The sequence below is a fragment of the Metamycoplasma spumans genome (assembly GCF_041026625.1).
Taxonomy (GTDB): domain Bacteria; phylum Bacillota_I; class Bacilli_A; order Mycoplasmatales; family Metamycoplasmataceae; genus Metamycoplasma; species Metamycoplasma spumans.
Genome location: NZ_CP163393.1, coordinates 558,865 through 577,630 on the forward strand (window position 1 = coordinate 558,865; position 18,766 = coordinate 577,630).

At 27.5% G+C, this 18,766-nt stretch carries 17 protein-coding genes; 3 read left to right on the forward strand and 14 right to left on the reverse strand.

All coding sequences use genetic code 4. The annotated features are described in order from the left end of the window. Positions 1-107: 107 nt before the first annotated feature. From AB5V95_RS02405 to AB5V95_RS02420, 4 genes are all read right to left on the reverse strand, one after another. Positions 108-2,354, reverse strand: coding sequence for a hypothetical protein (locus AB5V95_RS02405; RefSeq protein ID WP_369085774.1), 2,247 nt, complete (start codon positions 2,352-2,354; stop codon positions 108-110). A 218-nt stretch (positions 2,355-2,572) separates the two neighbouring features. Then, the gene (locus tag AB5V95_RS02410; RefSeq protein ID WP_369085775.1) at positions 2,573-2,962 is read right to left on the reverse strand and encodes a hypothetical protein; all 390 of its coding nucleotides are present in this window, start codon (positions 2,960-2,962) and stop codon (positions 2,573-2,575) included. 7 nt (positions 2,963-2,969) lie between these two features. Beyond that, positions 2,970-3,434 (reverse strand): hypothetical protein, encoded by a 465-nt coding sequence (locus tag AB5V95_RS02415; protein WP_369085776.1) that lies wholly within the window; start codon positions 3,432-3,434, stop codon positions 2,970-2,972. A gap of 115 nt (positions 3,435-3,549) precedes the next feature. Further along, entirely contained in the window at positions 3,550-4,356 is an 807-nt protein-coding gene (locus tag AB5V95_RS02420; protein ID WP_369085777.1) for an alpha/beta hydrolase, read from the reverse strand. Between the two features lie 211 nt (positions 4,357-4,567). On the opposite strand from AB5V95_RS02420, the gene AB5V95_RS02425 reads away from it, so the two are divergent. After that, a complete protein-coding gene (locus AB5V95_RS02425; protein ID WP_369085778.1) occupies positions 4,568-5,692 on the forward strand; it encodes a hypothetical protein in 1,125 nt (374 codons plus the stop codon). Positions 5,693-5,743: 51 nt separating this feature from the next. On the opposite strand, the gene trmB is transcribed toward AB5V95_RS02425, so the two are convergent. After that, positions 5,744-6,355 carry a tRNA (guanosine(46)-N7)-methyltransferase TrmB gene (gene trmB / locus AB5V95_RS02430; RefSeq protein ID WP_369085779.1) on the reverse strand — a complete coding sequence of 204 codons (612 nt, stop codon included), beginning with the start codon at positions 6,353-6,355 and terminating at the stop codon, positions 5,744-5,746. A gap of 145 nt (positions 6,356-6,500) precedes the next feature. Further along, positions 6,501-6,731 carry a TM2 domain-containing protein gene (locus AB5V95_RS02435; RefSeq protein WP_369085780.1) on the reverse strand — a complete coding sequence of 77 codons (231 nt, stop codon included), beginning with the start codon at positions 6,729-6,731 and terminating at the stop codon, positions 6,501-6,503. A gap of 351 nt (positions 6,732-7,082) precedes the next feature. On the opposite strand from AB5V95_RS02435, the gene AB5V95_RS02440 reads away from it, so the two are divergent. Together AB5V95_RS02440 and gyrA are read left to right on the forward strand one after the other, a co-directional pair. Beyond that, the gene (locus AB5V95_RS02440; RefSeq protein ID WP_369085781.1) at positions 7,083-7,697 is read left to right on the forward strand and encodes a DUF402 domain-containing protein; all 615 of its coding nucleotides are present in this window, start codon (positions 7,083-7,085) and stop codon (positions 7,695-7,697) included. A gap of 90 nt (positions 7,698-7,787) precedes the next feature. Next, positions 7,788-10,490, forward strand: a complete 2,703-nt coding sequence (gyrA, locus tag AB5V95_RS02445) for a DNA gyrase subunit A (protein WP_369085782.1) — start codon at positions 7,788-7,790, stop codon at positions 10,488-10,490. 229 nt (positions 10,491-10,719) lie between these two features. Here the strand turns inward: gyrA and AB5V95_RS02450 are convergent, their stop codons facing one another. The 8 genes from AB5V95_RS02450 to plsY form a co-directional block, all read right to left on the reverse strand. Continuing rightward, entirely contained in the window at positions 10,720-11,466 is a 747-nt protein-coding gene (locus AB5V95_RS02450; protein WP_369085765.1) for a hypothetical protein, read from the reverse strand. Beyond that, positions 11,415-12,248, reverse strand: coding sequence for a hypothetical protein (locus AB5V95_RS02455; RefSeq protein WP_369085783.1), 834 nt, complete (start codon positions 12,246-12,248; stop codon positions 11,415-11,417). Before AB5V95_RS02455 ends, AB5V95_RS02450 begins: the two co-directional genes overlap by 52 nt. Before the next feature lie 284 nt (positions 12,249-12,532). Continuing rightward, positions 12,533-13,363 (reverse strand): ECF transporter S component, encoded by an 831-nt coding sequence (locus tag AB5V95_RS02460; RefSeq protein WP_369085784.1) that lies wholly within the window; start codon positions 13,361-13,363, stop codon positions 12,533-12,535. A gap of 119 nt (positions 13,364-13,482) precedes the next feature. Next, positions 13,483-14,856, reverse strand: a complete 1,374-nt coding sequence (locus tag AB5V95_RS02465) for a M17 family metallopeptidase (protein ID WP_027122481.1) — start codon at positions 14,854-14,856, stop codon at positions 13,483-13,485. A 13-nt stretch (positions 14,857-14,869) separates the two neighbouring features. Beyond that, positions 14,870-16,240: a leucyl aminopeptidase family protein gene (locus tag AB5V95_RS02470; protein WP_369085785.1), complete on the reverse strand. Its 1,371-nt coding sequence runs from the start codon at positions 16,238-16,240 to the stop codon at positions 14,870-14,872. Positions 16,241-16,346: 106 nt separating this feature from the next. Then, on the reverse strand, positions 16,347-16,991 hold the full coding sequence (locus AB5V95_RS02475) for a uracil-DNA glycosylase (RefSeq protein WP_369085786.1): 645 nt from the start codon (positions 16,989-16,991) through the stop codon (positions 16,347-16,349). Then, positions 16,981-17,838 carry a methionyl-tRNA formyltransferase gene (gene fmt / locus AB5V95_RS02480; protein WP_369085787.1) on the reverse strand — a complete coding sequence of 286 codons (858 nt, stop codon included), beginning with the start codon at positions 17,836-17,838 and terminating at the stop codon, positions 16,981-16,983. The genes AB5V95_RS02475 and fmt overlap by 11 nt, the downstream gene beginning before the upstream one ends. Positions 17,839-18,010: 172 nt before the next feature. After that, on the reverse strand, positions 18,011-18,742 hold the full coding sequence (gene plsY, locus AB5V95_RS02485) for a glycerol-3-phosphate 1-O-acyltransferase PlsY (RefSeq protein WP_369085788.1): 732 nt from the start codon (positions 18,740-18,742) through the stop codon (positions 18,011-18,013). Between the last annotated feature and the right edge of the window lie 24 nt (positions 18,743-18,766).

Below are 18,766 nucleotides of genomic sequence, written 5' to 3' on the forward strand. Positions count from 1 at the left end.
ACTTTTTTCTATATTTACAAACAATATTTTAGCACATTTATTAGCACTTTGTAAAAAAGAGTGCTAAAAATTTGTTTTTAATAGAAAAAGAGGGGTTATTTTCCCTCTTATCATGAATTTTTAGATAAAAAAACCTTTAATTTTTCAACTGCGTCTTTATTAATAGATAAATATAATCCCAATTCGTTAGGTATTTCTTTAACATTAGGATTAATAGTTAAAATTGGGTTTTTACCTATTATATAACTTGTTTGTTTTTCAAAGTTTTGACTTTGTTCATTATATTTAAATGGTAATTCATAGATAGGAATTAACTTCATTGAATCTTGATTTCTTTCATAAACTATATATTTAACTTTTACATGTGATAAATATGCAAGAGAATTATTTTTAAAAAACTCTGAGTCGTATAAAGAAGATAGATTTGTTGAAGATAATTTATCTGAGTTTGTGTTAGATGAACTTTCATTATTAGATATATTAGAATTTGAAGATTCAATTTCGCCTTCATCATCTATAGTTTGAAAATCATTATATAAAATTGCATTTGAATACATTTCTGAAGCAGTTAGATCTTTTTCAATTGTTTGTATCTTATTATCCTTTAATTCTAGTGATAAAACGCTTTGAATATTTGAATCTTCTGATATATTGGTTTTTTCTGAAAATTCTAATTTAGCTTGTTCTTCTTCGTCTAATGATAATATAAATTTACCATCCTCTTCAGCTAATTTACTATCAGGAATAGTTTGAAAATTGTCATTATATTTTAAGACATTAATTATTTTGTTATTGACTGACAAGGTAAATAGTTTTAATTTGTTTGTTTTGATTTCTTCAATTGACAATTTTAATATTTCGCTTGCTATATCTTTTGCCATTTGTTCAACATCATTTAAAATAAAGGCATTTTTATCGACTTTTTCTTTAAAAAATTCGTCAATTTTTTTAACTATTAAATCGCCCAGTAAAGATGTAAAAGGGCCAAATTTTTTTAATGTTTTTGAAACGGGGTTATCACCTAATAAAAGTCCGTTAATAATTAATTCATTAATTGCTTGTTTAGCTCTTGGCAATAGATTTGTATCAATATCTTCAAAACTCGAAAGAATAGAACTTAAATTATTAATAACTTGGTTTTTAGCTTTACTTTCTAAATAATCATTGTTTAATATTTGTCAATAATTACTCAAAAATCATTCATAATCAGAGTTCTCTTCAATTTTATTAATTTTGTCTAAAAAATTATTAACTTCTGGTAACTCAGATTTTGGTATTAAATAATATAGTCTAAATAGCTTATTAGAAATTTTCTCGAAATTTTGATCAATTTCTAAAAATGGATTATTTACTGACATAAGTGCTTTAGCTATTTTAAATTTATTATTTTCAATAGAAAACGGTGTTGAATAATAATAAAATAATTCTTCTTTTGATAAATTTTGCAACTTTAAATAAGAAAATTCTTTTATTAATAAAACGTTATCTTCTAATACTGAACTATCAATCAATTCTGATAACTTTGTTTTAGTATCGTCATTAACTATTTCTAAATCTTCTAATACTTTATTTGAAGATATTAAAGTATAAGTCTTGGCTCTTCTAACATCTTTATAATCGTTGATTATATGATTTGTAATTGGTTTATTTTTAGCTTTTAGTATTTCAATTTCAGTTTTCAAATAGTCTTTAGAAAAAGTTTCTAAAATATTGATATTTATGCTAGCTTTAACTTCGTCATTAAAACTAAAAATTAAGTTGTTTTTACTGTCTTTAGATAATTCTTTAAAATAGAAAGCTCTTTCTTCATTTGTAAAAACATAGCCTTCTTGTTTCGGGCTATTAACTTTTTGAGCAGAAAACTTATTATTTTTTAAATATTCTTTAAGTACTTCAAGATATTTGTTTGCTAGATGACTTAAATCTTTGGCTCTATCACGTAAGTCGATAAAAGGATTTGATTGCAATTTATTAATAGTTTCTTTTCTTAAAGATACTAAACTTTCACTGCTTTTGTCACTTATAAAAGTTTCAATGTTTAAAAAGACAGGAATCATTGATGTATATTTATTTTGATATAACGTATACATTGCTTGATAAATAACTTTTTTAATCTGAGCCCAGGTTACTTCAGAGTTTTGATTTTTATCTAATTTTTCCTTTTCATATTTATTCAATAATTGATTCAATTCTTCTTTATAGTTATTTGCTATTTTTGAATTACTAATAATTTTTCTATATTGTCCTATGTCATTTTTTTCTTGATCTTTTTTAGCACATGAAATGGCTAAAAATGGTAATGTTGAAGATAATAATGCTGTTGATAATAATAATTTTTTAATTCTTGTTCTCATAATTTATATTTTACTAAATTAAAAACTAATAAATCATTCTAATCAACTTTTAAGCTATTTTTCTAACGAAAAAATCAATATAAATACAATTATTTGACCAAATGATACTTAATATCTAATTAAAATTTACTTTATTGATATTTTACTTTTTCTAGACTTATATCTTTTTAAAAATAAAAAGATGCATCACTATGGATACATCTTTATTCAAAAAAATATTATAAAGTTTGTTGACTTGTAATTGTTTTAGCTTGTTGTTTTTTAAAGTATTTTTTGTAAAGCATAATTGAACCTATTAAAGAAATTATGGCAATACCTAAAATTGTTCCTACTATTAATAAAATAAACTCTTTTAGATTGTTTTTATCTTCTATTAAAGAAACAGCACCTAAAATAATATTCAATATTTGTGTTGCTAATCAAACGAAAACAAAAACATAAACAGGTAACATTGAAATACTTTTAACTAAGCTTTTAACTTCCAAACTTAAGTTTGAAGCTTTTATTACTAAATTCAATAATATTAATATAAATGATATTGCTGAAAAGGCAATTGACACTGCATTTAGTGCAATAGTTGCAACCGTTAATTTTTTATTTTTAAACATATTCTCTCTACAATCCTTGATTAAAGTTATTTTGGTCATTTTGGTTATATGAGTTGTAATTATTTTGATTATAACTATTTAAATTAGATTGATTAAGCTGATTGTTTTGATCATCTTTAGAAATTTTTGCCAACCCGATGCAAACCCCGATAAATGCCAAAAGTGGTAAAAGAAATGCTCCAACTAAAATTAAAATCCCAACTCCTGAATATCCAGGTTTTGATACGAGAAGCGCACCACAAACTATATTTAAAATAAATGTGATAAATCCTAAAAAACTTCCAAATCCTAAAACCAAAAAGTAGCCAACACCTAGCAATGATAAACTTTTAATAAAGTCTTCATTATTATCTGATGAAGTTCCATTTACTGCAAAGTGTACTAAATACATCAATGAAGATATAGCGACGAAAATTGTACTTAATATTGATAAAATTAAATTAGCTATAAATATACCTTTATATTTTTTCATAGCATCCCTTTCTATATAATTTTTTTAACATTTTAATTATATCATACATGAATATTTGCTTTATTGGTTTTATAGATGAATCAATCAACTTAGCTAGTGTTTTAATAAACATATTTTATTGATTATCGCAATTAATTTTATCTATTAAATCCTTGATTTTATAGAGTTGTTCATCTGTCATTTCATCTCAGATAAAATGAGTTAGATTATCAAATATAATTAGCTTTTTATTAAGTTCGGCAGCCACTTCAATAACTGAATCTAAGGGAACAATATTATCAACAGAGCCTTCAATCAAAAGATAATTATTAGTATTTTTGTATAAAGGTTTTATTGACTCATCTAAATATTTTTTATTCAAAACTTCTTTAATAATAAAACTAAATAACATTTTGTTTCTAAATACATCTCTGAAGCCTGCGGCTAATTCTTTTAAACTAATTTTAGATGGCAAAATTCCATCACTATTCTTTGCTTCTTTTTTTATTGTTCGTATATTTTTAAATTGTCTTTCATAATTTTTTATTCAAGACAATGATATTAAATTAGTCTTATAGTTAAATGGCGATGTCAATATTCCGTATTTTGCAATTTTAGAATTTAATAGACTAAGAGCAGTAACAGCTCCCATACTATGAGAAATAACTAAGCAATTTTCATAGCCAATCATTTTTACAAACTCAGTAACTACGTTTGCATAATGCTCAAGTGTTATTTTTTCATTATATGAACTTTTACCGCAACCCGGCATATCCAAAGCAGCAATATCAAAATCCCTGTCTTTAATATCAATTAACCGATAAAACATTTGTCAGTAAGATCCAAATCCATGAATCAATAAAACTTTATAAGGCTTACCTGTATCTTCAACATAGGCATTAATTAATTCTCCGCGCACATTAAATAATCTTTCTGTAATCATTTTATCTCCCTTATATTTATAAATTATAAAAAAATTAACTTACTTCACCGTATCTATTTTCAATTAATTAACTGATAATTATTTAAACTAAGCGTTTTAAAAGTTAGGAATTTTATAATTAATGTCTGAATTCTAAAAGCTAATTAATATAAAAATCATAATAATATGAGTATGTTATAATAAATGTATAAATTATTTAAGGAGAAAAAATATGAAGAGATCTAAAAAAATATTACTATCATTGGTAGCGTTAACATCATTCGCTTCATTACCAGTTGCGGCGATTTCATGTCAAACACCTGCCAAACCAGAAGAACCAAAAACAAATGAAGTCGACAAAGAAAAAGACAAAAAACCAGAAGAACCAAAAACAAATGAATCACAAGTTGACCCTCTTGTTACTAAAGCAAATGAAAAAGCAAAAGCTCTTGCAGTTGATTCTAACTTCACTTTCAATTTAGGAAGCGATTATACAAAATCAACATTATTAGAAGCATTAAAAGCTCAGGGAGCAGTTTTAGCTTACAGTTACACAGCATATAATATTGCATTATACAATGGAAAACCTGATTGAAAAGAAGCTTCTCAAAAGCAAATTTTTGAAGTAAATAAATCATTTGTTGGCAGTGATAAAGAAGTTAAATACAACTTCCAAGTAGCTAACCCAGATTCACCAACCTACAAATCTTCAAAAAACAATCAAACAAAAATTAATTCACAATTGAAATTCACAATTAATGAAGCAGAAAAAACCATTACATTAGAATTCAAAGGTGCATTTTTCGTTCCTAGAAAAGAACCAGTTATTGGAACAGAAGTTTTCAGAGTTGTATTACCTATCCAATTAGAAGAAGCTACAACTGATGAAAATTCAGGAACAGATTCTCAAGGCGGAAGCGGCTCATCAAGCGACGCAAACACTTCAACAGGAACTGGAACAACCGATGGATCAGATTCATCATCTACAGTTAAACCAAATGAAGGAACAGGCAGCGAAGGAACATCAAACGGATCAGATAGCACTGACCAAGGAAACGGATCAACAGGAGATTCTAATAGTGCAGGAAATACAACTGGTGGAACCAACACAGAAGCAACTGGTGGAGACCAAAATGGTAGTTCAACAGGCGAAGCAAGCTCTTCAACAACTGAGGAAGGCACCGGTACAAATAATGAAAATGGTGGAACACCAGCTTCAGACTCATCAAATGGCACAGTAACAGAACCTACAACATCTACTCCAGGCTCAGAAACATCACCTACAGCACCAGAAGGCGGAGAAGCTTCAGGAACTAATGGTGAAACATCACCAAGATCTGAAACATCAGCTCAATAATATTAATATATATATTAAAAATACTCACCAGCAAGGCGAGTATTTTTAAAACTATTTTTTAAAATTAAAAGCTATAAAATTAATATTTTTACCTAGTTCATTAAATTTTTTCTCGTAATCAGTAAAATGGTTTTCTATTTCAAAATCACAATTGTGTAAATCAGTAGTTTTATAAATGATATTTGCATTAAATGCTTCCAATTCTTCTAATGCAAACTCATATAAACCATCGTTATCACTTTTAAAATAAATAATACCTTCTTCTGACAAAATCTCTTTATATTGTTTTAAAAAGTCACGATACACAAGTCTTCTCTTAAAATGCCTTTTCTTAGGTCAAGGATCTGAAAATGTTAATCAAATTGTATTAATTTTTCCTGAAAAATATTCGTTTATTTTAATAGCGTCGCCTATCAAAATAAACATATTCTCCAAATTATTCTCTTCAATTTTTTTAAGCGCTGAAAGCGCTGGAGTTGAATATTTTTCCAGGCCAATATAAATATTTTCTGGGTGGTTTTTTGCTAATTCAGATAACATTTTTCCCTTGCCCATACCAATTTCTAAAATGGTATTTTCTTTAATTAAAAAAGGGAGAGTTTTAATTGAATAATTACTTTCTTCTATTATATTAATAGCATCTTTATTATGTCTTAATCTCATATTAAAAATATTAAACTATTTTAAAAATAAAGGATAAAAATTATTTTTAACTTAACTCTACATATTTTTTTAAAACTAAAGTAATCGAAGTTAACTTATACAAAAACCGGGCAATGAGCGCTCGGTTTTTGTATATTAACCAAAATTAGTTACTGCTTTGTTTAAATTCTTCTTGAATATATTTTCCTTCACCGTCTTTCATTTGCCCTGTTGCTACTAAAATTATGTCGATTATAGTTCAAATTCCAAGACCACCTAATGTTAATAATTTAGCAATGCCAAGCCCTATTCTGCCCGCATAAAAACGGTCGACTCCAAACTTACCTAAAAATATAGATAATAAAAGTGTTACTAACCAATTTTTTGATGATTTCATTTAACTTTTTTCCTTTCAATTAATTAAATTAATGCTCAATTTATAAGTTTAACACGATAGTTATAAATAAGATTAAAATCGGCACTTTATTATTGTAATTTACAATATTTTTTAATAATTTATTTAAATATAAAACTATTATTAAGTTTGCATTAAAAAGTCTATTTACATTTGTAAAATTAAATTCTAGTCTCAAAAAAATATTGAAATCCTAGATTTTAACCTTATAGAATAAAAGCTTTTACCTTCTTTTAGTAATATTTGGTATTATTTAATTAGTGAATTAATAAAAAGTATTATTTCATTTAATTTATGTATTAACAAAATTCTAAATAATAACCGGGAGAAATTGTGAAGCTCGATAATAAAATAAATAGTTTTCAAGATCTTTTTAGTGGTCCAGACTATAGTAACAAAACTAAAAAAAATCACCGCCGTCTCTTTGAAATGGGACAAATAACGTCAATACAAGCATTTAAATATGATGGAACTCTTTATCGTCAATATGAGGGAGCAAAAATAGTTGCAAATCTTGACGATTTCGTTGTTGTTTTATTAGTCAAAAGTAAAGTAATGGAAGAAAATATTAATTGAGTTGTATCCGAACCAATTCTATTCTTCTTTGCGAAAAATAGATTTTATAATGCAAGTATAACTCTTAATAAATCAAAAAATAATTACACTTATATTAATCTAGCAAGTCCTTTTTATGTTGATAATGGGATTATAAAATATATTGATTTTGATATTGATGTAAAATGCTATGCTGATAAAGATTTTAATGTTATTGATTGACAAGATTTTAAAAATTCAATCGTTAATTACAATTATTCACTTAAATTAATTTACAAAATTTATGATGAGCTTGATTTTCTACATGAACAGCATAAAACTAAATCTGGTATTTTCTCAAAAAAACTAGTTGATAGTATACAAAAAATGTTAAAAGAAGCAGGAGATATTTAATCATTTATTTCTGTCATGACCTCGTTTGAAATAAACGAGGTTTTTTTGATATAATTTTAATATATTTTATATATTAACTCAGGAGAAATTATGAATAATAATGACGATAAAGAACAATACAAAAAATTATACGAAGATGACAATGAAAATTACGAATTTGAAGATGAAATAAAAAAGGTTTTCGTAGAAGAAGCGACTATTGAAGATGAAGAAGAGGAACTTCCACCACAAGAAAAAGAAGGTTATAAAGTTGAACCTAATCTTTTAGATTCAGAAGTAAATGGTTTGAGGCCAGCAGATCTAGCTTCAGTTATGAAAAGTTCATTCATTGAATATGCAATGAGTGTTATAGTTTCTCGTGCATTGCCAGATGCAAGAGATGGTCTAAAACCAGTTCATAGAAGAATTCTTTATGGAATGAGTGAACTTTCAATGTTTCATACCGCTCCGCATAAAAAATCTGCGCGTATTGTCGGGGATGTTTTAGGTAAATATCACCCTCATGGCGATAGTTCAGTTTACGAAGCAATGGTTAGAATGGCTCAAGATTTTTCACTACGTTATCCATTAATTGATGGTCATGGTAACTTTGGATCAATCGACGGCGATGAAGCTGCCGCCATGCGTTATACTGAGGCAAGAATGAGTAAAATTGCCGGAGCTATGGTTGACAGTATTAAAAAGAATACAGTTGACTTTATTGATAACTATGACGGAACTGAAAAAGAACCGGTTGTTCTACCAGCTCGTTTTCCTAATCTATTAGTTTCAGGAACAAGTGGTATTGCCGTTGGTATGGCAACAAATATACCGCCTCATAATTTATCTGAGGTAATTGATGCTGTTTGTGCTTTAGCTAAAAATCCTCAAATAACAATTGAAGAATTAATGAAACATGTTTTAGCGCCAGATTTTCCGACTGGGGGAATCATCTTTAATAAGGCTGGTTTAATTGAAGCATACAATACTGGTCGTGGTTCTATAACAATGCGTTCAAGAACTCATATCCAAGAGTTAAGCAATGGTAAAAGTAAGATAATTGTTACTGAAATCCCTTATGAAGTTAAAAAGACCGAAATAATGGAAAAAATTTCTGAATTAATTAAATTTAAAAAAATTGAAGGAATCGGAGATTTTAGAGATGAATCTAACCGTGATGGTATTAGAATTGTCATTGAAATTAAAAAGGGATTTGTGCCAGAGGTTATATTAAATAAATTATTTAAATTAACTAGATTGCAAACTAATTTTTCATTTAACATGATTTCGTTAGTTAAAAACGAACCAAGATTGTTAAATTTAAAACAAACTCTAGAAGTTTATTTAGATCACCAAGTAGATGTTGTAACACGTAGATTAAAATTTGATTTAGAAAAAGATTTAGCTCGTGCTCACATTCTTGAAGGTTTAAAAATAGCTATCGAGAACATTGATAGAGTAATTGAAATTATTAAAAAATCGAAAAGTAGTCAAGAAGCTCAAGATAAATTAGGTGAAGAGTTTTCTTTAACGGAAATTCAAACCAAAGCAATCGTTGAAATGCGTTTAGCTCGTTTGACTGGTTTAGAAATTGAAAAAATGAATGATGAACTTCGTGAAGTTCATGAAAGAATAGAAGAATATAGAAGAATATTATCTTCGTATGATTTATTAATTGAGTTAATAATAAAAGAATTACAAGACATTAAAAATGCTTATGGAGATAAGCGTAAGAGTGAAATTAAATGAGATCAAATGAGTGATATCAATAATGAAGATTTAATTCCTCAAAAAGATATAGTTATTACCCTTACAACAAACAACTACATCAAGAGTTTAAGTGTTGATGAATATAGGGAACAAAAACGTGGCGGTGTGGGCGTAACAACCGTTAAAACATACCAAGACGATGATATTCAAGACATTATAGTTGCAAATACACATACAGATTTATTAATTTTTACAAACAAGGCTAAAGTTTATAGAATTAGAGGACACGAAATTCCAATGGCTTCTAAACAATCAAAAGGCCAACCAATCATAAATATTGTTAGTGCAATTGAAAAAGATGAACAAGTTATTAAAATTTTAAAAATTGATGAATATTTGGAAAATGAATACTTAATTACCGTTTCTAAAGAAGGTATTTTGAAAAAAACAAGTATTTTGGAATATCAAAGAATTAATAAGAACGGTAAACTAGCTTTAAAAATAGGTGAAGACGATAGACTTATTGATGCTTTAATAGCAGATGACAATGATGAGTTATTTATAGCTGCAAGTAATGGTAGACTTAATAGATTTGACAACTCTGAAATTAGGGCTCTAAGTAGAAATGCGCAAGGTGTTAAGGCTATTAAATTAGAAGATGGCGATAGAGTTGTATCTGTATCAAATTCAAGAGATGGAAAATATATTCTAAGTTTAGGCGATGAAGGTTTTGGTAAACTAACATTAGTTGATTCATTTAGAAAGACTAAAAGAAATTCACGTGGAGTTTATGCACTAAATAAAGATAAAGCAGGAGATTTAATTTACTCTTCTTGCGTTCGCGGAGTTGAAGATTTAATCATTATTACAAATGATGGTGTATCAATAAGATTTTCTTTAAAAGACGTAGCAATTGTTGGAAGAAACTCTAAAGGAGTTAAATTGGTAAATCTAAAAGGAAGAAACACTAAAATTGTTGGTGTAGCTAAAATATTAGATCAAGAAGAAAATGCAACCGAAAGAACAATTAGCGAAGAAGAACTAAAAGTTATTACTACTGAAAATCAAGAAAAAATTGAAGAAAATAATTTAGATGAACAATAATTAACAAATTAATTTAAGAGCAAAATTAAGTTATTTAATATTGTGTAATTTGTTAATTCTTAATCAAATTGCAACATTTTTATAGTTTAAAAATGTTTATTAAACTTATGATATCAAATTTATTTTTTAAGACCTAAAAATTTAAGCCAGTAATCAGGAAAAATTAGCAAAGTGTTATACTTTGCTATTATTTTTTTAAATCTGTATATCTTAAAATAAAAATTAAAATCTACTTAAAATATTCAGATAGGTTATTATCTACTTCTTTAATTGCGTTTTTAAACATTGATTTTAAGTGGTTCATTTCTTCTTTTAAACCCGAAGTATTTAATTTAAATTTTTCTAAATTTCTAATCAAGTAATTAAACTTATCAGTAAATGTTGAAACTACTGACTTATGCGTTACGACTATCAAACTTAATTTATAAGCCAAATCATCTCAAACGTCAAGATTTTTGCCTATTAAAAAAATCTCTTGTGAGTTAAAGTTAGATAAATCACTGCTTGCTTTGTAACGATTTTCTGGAGTTTTGAAAAAATATTCACCACTTGAGTTCATACAAAATAAAACTTTTATTTTTTTTGAAAAATTAACTCTATTGCCGTTAGTATCAACTGGGGCATAATATTCGTTTAGGTATTTAACTGCACCTGAATGAGTTTTATTTTTAAAATGATAATCAACATACCAACCAGGGTCGCCTTCATTTATTTTTCTAAAACAGTTTTTATCACTATTTCTTTCTAATTTTGGAGATATAGAATTAAAGTGATTTATTAATTCGTCTTCAATCTTACTTATTTCTGTTCAATGTTTTATATTCTTTGTTTTAAAGAATATGGGATAATTTAATTGAGCAGTTTTAAAAGACCTTTCAACAAAAGACTTAAATTGCGGAACACTAGAAGATTGAACTTCGATGCCTAAAGATCGCAAATACTCAGTAATAGGTGTGTATGAAGACTCTTTTTTCAAAAAGTTGTTCTTTTATCGGTCTTTATAATCTGCGGAATTCCGTGTGTTCTAAAAAGTTTTTCAAGCAGATTCATATAACCAATATTGGTTTCTTCTTTAGACACATGGACTGCTAAAAGCCTACCAGTGGCAGGGTCAATAGCGTGGTAAGTATGAAAAGTTTCACCCAACCCCATTGTGTCTGGCGTAGCATCAATCTCAACAATCATGCCTGGAGAAAGATTTTTCCAGGTATTTTTTATTACCGCATTTTTCTCTATTGTTTTAAGATTCTCTAATCTGCTATTTATTGCATAATAAAATATTGTTTCTGGAACTGCGTCATTTAAAATATTTCTTGCGTTTCTTTTAGCTTCTTTTCTAGTTGATTTGTGCGAGTGTTCTGTTGCATATCCTCTTTTTAAAGTACGTCTGTAAAGAGTTTTTAAAGACATTATTGAACCTTTTGTTCTATAATAAATAGCCATAGTAACATTTTTAGTTCTATCTGTAGGTTGATCAAAAACAAAAGAGCTAAAATCTCTGATCTTTTCAATTTCAGAATCTACAAGATCATCGCTAAACTTTTGTCTATATTTATTTCCTTTATTTTTGTGCGAGACATTAAATGTTCCGTCAAAATTTATAGATTTCTTAATTTTAGAAACTGTAAAACGACTAACCTCGTGTTTTATGGCGATTTGGTTTATTTTTAATTTTCCATTAGTTATATCTGTATAAATATCTTTTCTTTTTTTCTCAAAATCTGTTAAATTCTGGATTTCTATTTTTTTATATTTCACTTTACCTCCTATAATGATTTTAAACTATAGGATGTTGCAAAATGATTGAGAATTACAATGTAGCAAAATATTTGAGAATTCACATAAGAGCAAAATTAAGTTATTTAATATTGTGTAATTAAAAAAGCGTTATAATTAATATATGCATTTAAAACGAAATTATTCTTTTGATGCATAGATTGTAGTTGCAAACACCCTATTGGGTGTTTTTTTATATAAAAAATGCAACACTTAAACCTAAATAATTTAAAGTGTTGCATTTAATTTACACTCTAAGTTCGATACTAATAAGTATGAATCTTATTTGAATAAAAATGTGTTTGTTTCCTAATAATTGTTAAAACTGGGAATATCGCAAATATTATAACTGTGTAAAAAGGAATTTCTAATAAACTTTTAAACATAATCGGAATTGCAAATATTGGGAAGTATTCTTTATAATCTCAATGTCCGCTTCTAAAACGGTTATGATAATTTATATAAGCAAATGGCCCTCACAATCATCTTGTTAATATTAATATAATAAATACAGATACTAGAATAAAAAATAATAGTGTCACATTTAATTTAACAACAACGCTTCTAGTTGTTAAATTAATTACTGTAAATATTAAAGCTGTGATTCAGATAAAAGTTAACCCCGTTACACCTACAGCTAAAACAAAACTTCATTTTAAAAGATTTTTTCTTTTAACTACAAAAGTATTCTGAGGTAAATTATGCCCATGTATTGCTAGAACAGATATGAAAACAGCGGTAATTGCTATTAAAAATATATATCCCAATATTCAAGTCTGATGTTGCTTTGTAAACATTATTTTTAATAATCAACCTGATAAAAAAGCAATAAATGCTGGCACAACAGCATATTCAATCATTCATGTACTTATTCCGTATATCAATTGATTAATCGTATCGCATAATATCCCTAATAAAGCACCTTTTCAAGGCCCTAAAGCAAGACCAAAAATTATAAATACTGCATAAGTAATACCAATATTAAACGCACCAGTAAAAACATATCTTTCCATTACTGATGCAATAATATAAATGGCTAGCATTATCCCAAAAACTGAAATATCATAAATGTTAAGCTTATATGATTTTAATTTCATTTTTCTTTTAATTTGTCATAATAGTGTCATGTTATACACCTCCACTACAATTTCAATATTTTACATTATAAAGGCAAAAAGCACGAAAAAAAGTCCCCTAAAAGGACTTTTTTAGTAAATTATAAAGCCATTTCAATTAATGTTTTTACCATTGCAAACATTGGCTTTTCATTGCTTTCATTTGTTCCAGCAACATCTAAGTGAATATACTCAACTCCGTTTGTAAATTCTTTTAAAAACATTGCAGCTGAGTTAGATCCACCCATACCTGTTAAATCGGTATTTTTTAAATCAGCAACTAAAGAACCTTTCATAAACGCTTCATATTCATCATCAAAAGGCATTCTTCAAATTAATTCATGTTGAGCTTTAGCTGCTCTTGAAATGTCATTTCATGCTTTATCAGTGGTTGCTCATGTACCTGTATATGTTTCACCTAGAGCCATAATCATTGCTCCAGTTAATGTTGCAACGTCAACTAATCTAGTTGCATATAAATGTTTAGCAGCATAGTATAACCCGTCGGCCATTACTAATCTACCTTCAGCGTCAGTATTGTTAATTTCAACTGTTTTACCACTCATTGATGTTCAAACATCATCAGGTAATGAAGCATCACCATTAACTCTATTGTCGGTTATACACATAACAGCTGATACGTTTGATTTAGGTTGTAATTGAGAAATTGCTTTCATAGCGGCAGCAACAATAGCTGAACCAGACATATCATATTTCATTCCTAACATATAACGTCCAGTTTTAATATTATAACCACCAGAGTCAAATGTAATACCTTTACCTACATAAACAGTTTTTTCTAATGAACCTGGGTTTCCTTTATATTCAATAACAACAACTCTTGGTTCATAAACTGATCCACGGTTAACTGAAAGTAATAGACCCATGCCTAATTTTTCAATTTCTTTTTTGTTTAAAACTTTAACTGATAAATTTTTGTATTGTTTAAAATCTTTTGCAACTAAGTCTGCTAATTGTTCTGAGTTTAATTCATTTGGAGGAGTAATACCTAAGTTTCTTGCTCAGTTTTGTGCATCAATTAAAACTGATGCTTTTTTAAACGCTTTTAAAGCCTCTTCAGTAGGTTGTTCTAACAATAAACTCAATTGGTTTGTGTTTTCTTTTTTTGTAAATGTTTTTTTGTTATATAGTTTTGCAGCTGCAAAATTAATACCTTTTGTAAAAGCATCAATTACTTCTAAAATTGTTAACTTTTCAACTAAAACAAATGTTGATAAATCAATTTGATAATCACGAGCGGCATTGTATCCTAAATTAACTGCTAATTCATAAATAGAATCATAATCAACTGAGGTTCTTTCGCCTAAATAAATGTATGCAATGTTTTTTGATAGGTATTCGGTAATTTTATTTTCTTTTTCAATTAAATTTTCTGGTAAGTTATCGCCTTTAAAGATAGCTTTTAATAAAGTAGCTTTTGATCTTTTAGTTTCTAATTGTTTGATTAATTCCATAAAATCTCCTTGATTATTTTTGAGTTTCCGCTAATTCAGTTAAAGTAGCAACTAAAACTCCAGTACCCATACCTTTAATATCTGCTGTTCCTGCAACATCACAGTGAATGAAATCTACACCATTAGTAAATTCTTTTAAAAACATTGCGGCTGTATTACAGTCTGATTTTTCTGAACTATTGTAGTTATTTAAATCTGCAACTCTTGAAGATTTATTAGGCTTGTGAAAATCTTCGTGCATTGGCATTCTTCAAACTTTTTCATGAGCTAATAAAGCGGCTTGTTCAAATGTTTCTCATCTTTGATCATCAGTTGAATAAATACCTGAATAAGTTCTTCCTAGTGCTCTTGTCATTGCTCCAGTTAATGTTGCAACATCAACTAATAATGAAGCTTTTAAGTTTTTAGCACCATAGTATAATCCGTCAGCCAATACCAATCTTCCTTCAGCATCAGTATCAGTTATTTCAACTGTTTTGCCACTTAGTGATTTAACAACCGATTCTGGCATTGTAGGATGAACATCAATTGCATTATCTGTTAACATCATAACTGCAGCAACATTAGCTTTAATTTCTAATTGCGCAATAGCCTTAACAGCATAAGCACAAATTACAGAACCTGACATATCAAATTTCATTCCATCCATGTGGTAACCCTTGGTATTGTAACCACCAGTATCGAATGTAATACCTTTACCAACGTATACAAATTTTTCTTTTGATTTAGGATTTCCGTTGTATTCAGCAACTAATACACGAGGTTGATGTGATGAGCCAGCATTAACCGCTAATAAAAGCCCCATTCCCAATTTTTCAATTTCAGATTTTGTTAAAACTTTAACTGTTAAACCTTTAACTTCTGATAAATCTTTTTTAACTTCTTTTGCTATGTATTCACTTGTAGCAACGTTTGGAGGAGTAATTTGTAAATCTCTGGCGGCATTCACGGCCTCAGCGATTGTAATTAATTTTTTAACAAATTTGACATATTGTTTATCTTCATAAAACAAAGTAATTTCAACTGGGTTTTTGTCTTTTGATTTTGATTTTTCTTTAGCTGAGTATAATTTTGCATCATTGTATACTAAACGATTTACAAATGCACGTAAAACGTCTTGTGCATTTAACAATCCTGTTTCAACAAACGATAAAATGTCAACTTGATAGTTTCTTCTTTTAGATAGAATAATTGAATCTACAACTTTTAAAAAATCATAGTAATTTTTAACATCTTTTGAGATGTATACATAAGCAACGTTTGATTCAAAATCTTCAGTTATATAATTATCTGATTTTGCAACATAATCTGGAAATTTTTGCCCTTCAAATGCTGCTTTTAATAGCATTGAATCATTACGTTTTGTTTCGTAATTCGAAATCATATTGTTCCTTTCTAGAAATTTATTTACTATTTAGTAAAATAGTATGCTTATATTATAACGTTTATTTTCGTAAACTATTAAATAAAAAATAGACCTTACAAAAAGTCTATTTTGTACTTCAATCAATTTCTGTTTTATTTTGCATTTTAAGCAATTCATTTACTTTTTCAAATACTCTTGATCCCTTAAATCCTTTTAAAAATCCTAGGGGAGATGGGTGGGATGTTTCAATAATTATTTGATTTTCTAAGTTTAACTTCTTTAAAAAATTACTTGCTTTTTTACCCAATACTAAATAAATAATATTTTTATGTTTTAAATTAATCTCAGTTAATAAATTCTGACTAAATATTTCTCATCCAATATTTTTGTGCGCCAAAACCTTGCCTATTTCAGTTGTTAATATTGTGTTCAACAATAATATTCCTTGGTCCTTTCAATTTTCAAGACTGTTAGAGTTGAATAAAGTCTCAGGATATGAGTTTTTAATTTCTAAAAACATGTTTCTAAGTGACATTGGAGTTTTTTTATCATTAGATGAAAAAGCCAAACCGTCTGCTACCCCTTGAGCTGGATAGGGGTCTTGGCCGATAATTATAACTTTTAGATTATTAAAATCAAAGCCTTCCAATGCGTAAAAAACTTTTTCGATTGACGGTGTAATATTTTTATTTAATAAAACTAATTCAATGTTTTTAAAATATTCTTTTTCTTTTTCATAATTTAAAAACTGTTCAAAATTAAATATCATGTTTTACTCTTTTTTTACCTTCAAATTGATATTCAATTAAATACAAAATTCCATCTTTAAATTTCAAAGATAAAGGTGATTTTATTTTTTTGTATGTTGCTCTAAAGATTTTTAGTCTCTTTCCATTATTAATTATAAAAGCTCCGGGTTGATCATTAAATGCTTTTATTTTCCTTAATGCTTCTTGTACTGTATTTTCAAAAAACAATTCGGCTTCTTCATTCGCAATTTTAGGCGCAAATGTAACCTTTGATTCATCTTGAATTTGCGCTTTGGCCCTGCCTTCATAAATATCTTTAATTCAAGTTGGTAAATTCTCGATAGCAGATTGCGCTAATTTTTCAAAAACTTCTAGAGCCGTATCGTCTTCTTCAATAGTAATCTCAGCCTTAGCAAACATATTACCAGCATCCATTTTATCAATCATTTCAATTAATGTAATTCCGGTTTTTTTATCGCCATTTAATAAGGCGTATTGAATTGGCGCTGCTCCTCGATAGTTTTCTAATAAACTTCCATGAACATTTAGTGGTAATATTTTTGGCAATTTTAATACCGAATTAGGAATAAATTGTCCAAACGATGCCGTTATGAAAAAATCAAATTCGATTGATGCTAAATCATCGTAAATTTCTTTTATTTTACTTGGTTGAAATAATTTAATACCGGTCTCATTTGCAAATTTAGCAACTTCTGTTTCGATTGGTTTTTTATTACGGTCTAATTTATTGTTCGGCTGACTAACTAAAGCAATAATTTCAAATAATTCATTTTCATATAAAGATTCAAAAATTTTTCTTGAAAAATCGCCTGTTCCAGCTAATACTAATCTTATTTTCTTATTCATAAACTAAATTATACAATTGATATAAAGTTTTATAAATATTTATATTAAATGCAAGAATGATTCAATACATAACATAAAATTAAAAATTAACAGATGTTAATATAAAAAACATTGATAATATCTATAGTTTTCAGTAAAATGCTTTTTTAAAAATAAAAAAAAGCATAGTTTTTTACTTGCTTTTTAAATCGTTATAATTGGTATAAAAGTTAATTTTAGATTCTTGTTTATTTATTATTCTTACATAATTTGGAACATGCTTTAAAATTATTAAAATTGCACAGATAACAATAATAATAGCATGACTTGGGTAAGGCGTATTTCTTTGCATAAAAGAAATAAAACTTTGCGAATAAATAATTGGTATAAATCCTAAATAAGGAACAACTAAAGCGCTTAATGCAGATGATAACGATACATATTTAGTAATTAGAATTAGAGCTATATAAATCATTACAAAAATAGTGAAAATCATTAAATCGAAAGCTAATACAATTCCGAATAAACATGCCACACCCTTTCCACCTTTTAATTTAAAAAATATTGGAAAAATGTGACCAACTAAAGCACCCGCCCCCGCTATTATGGGTAAAATAAAAACGTCATTTAATCAAGTTTTAATAGAAAAAACAATCATTATTGATATGTACGCTTTAAAAATATCAAAAATAAAGACAACTGCGCCGAACTTAATGCCAAAATTTCGCATAGCATTGGTTGCTCCGGCATTACCAGAGCCAACCTTTCTTAAATCTTTGCCACGTTTCTTACTCAAAATAATCGCCAAATTTATTGAACCAATAAAATAGGCGATCGCAAAAATTACTATATTTATTCAAACATATTTTCAATCAAAAGATAGATTTGATAAGTTTTCTAACATATTTGCTTTCTCTAAATTCATAAAAAATATCATACATTAATTTTT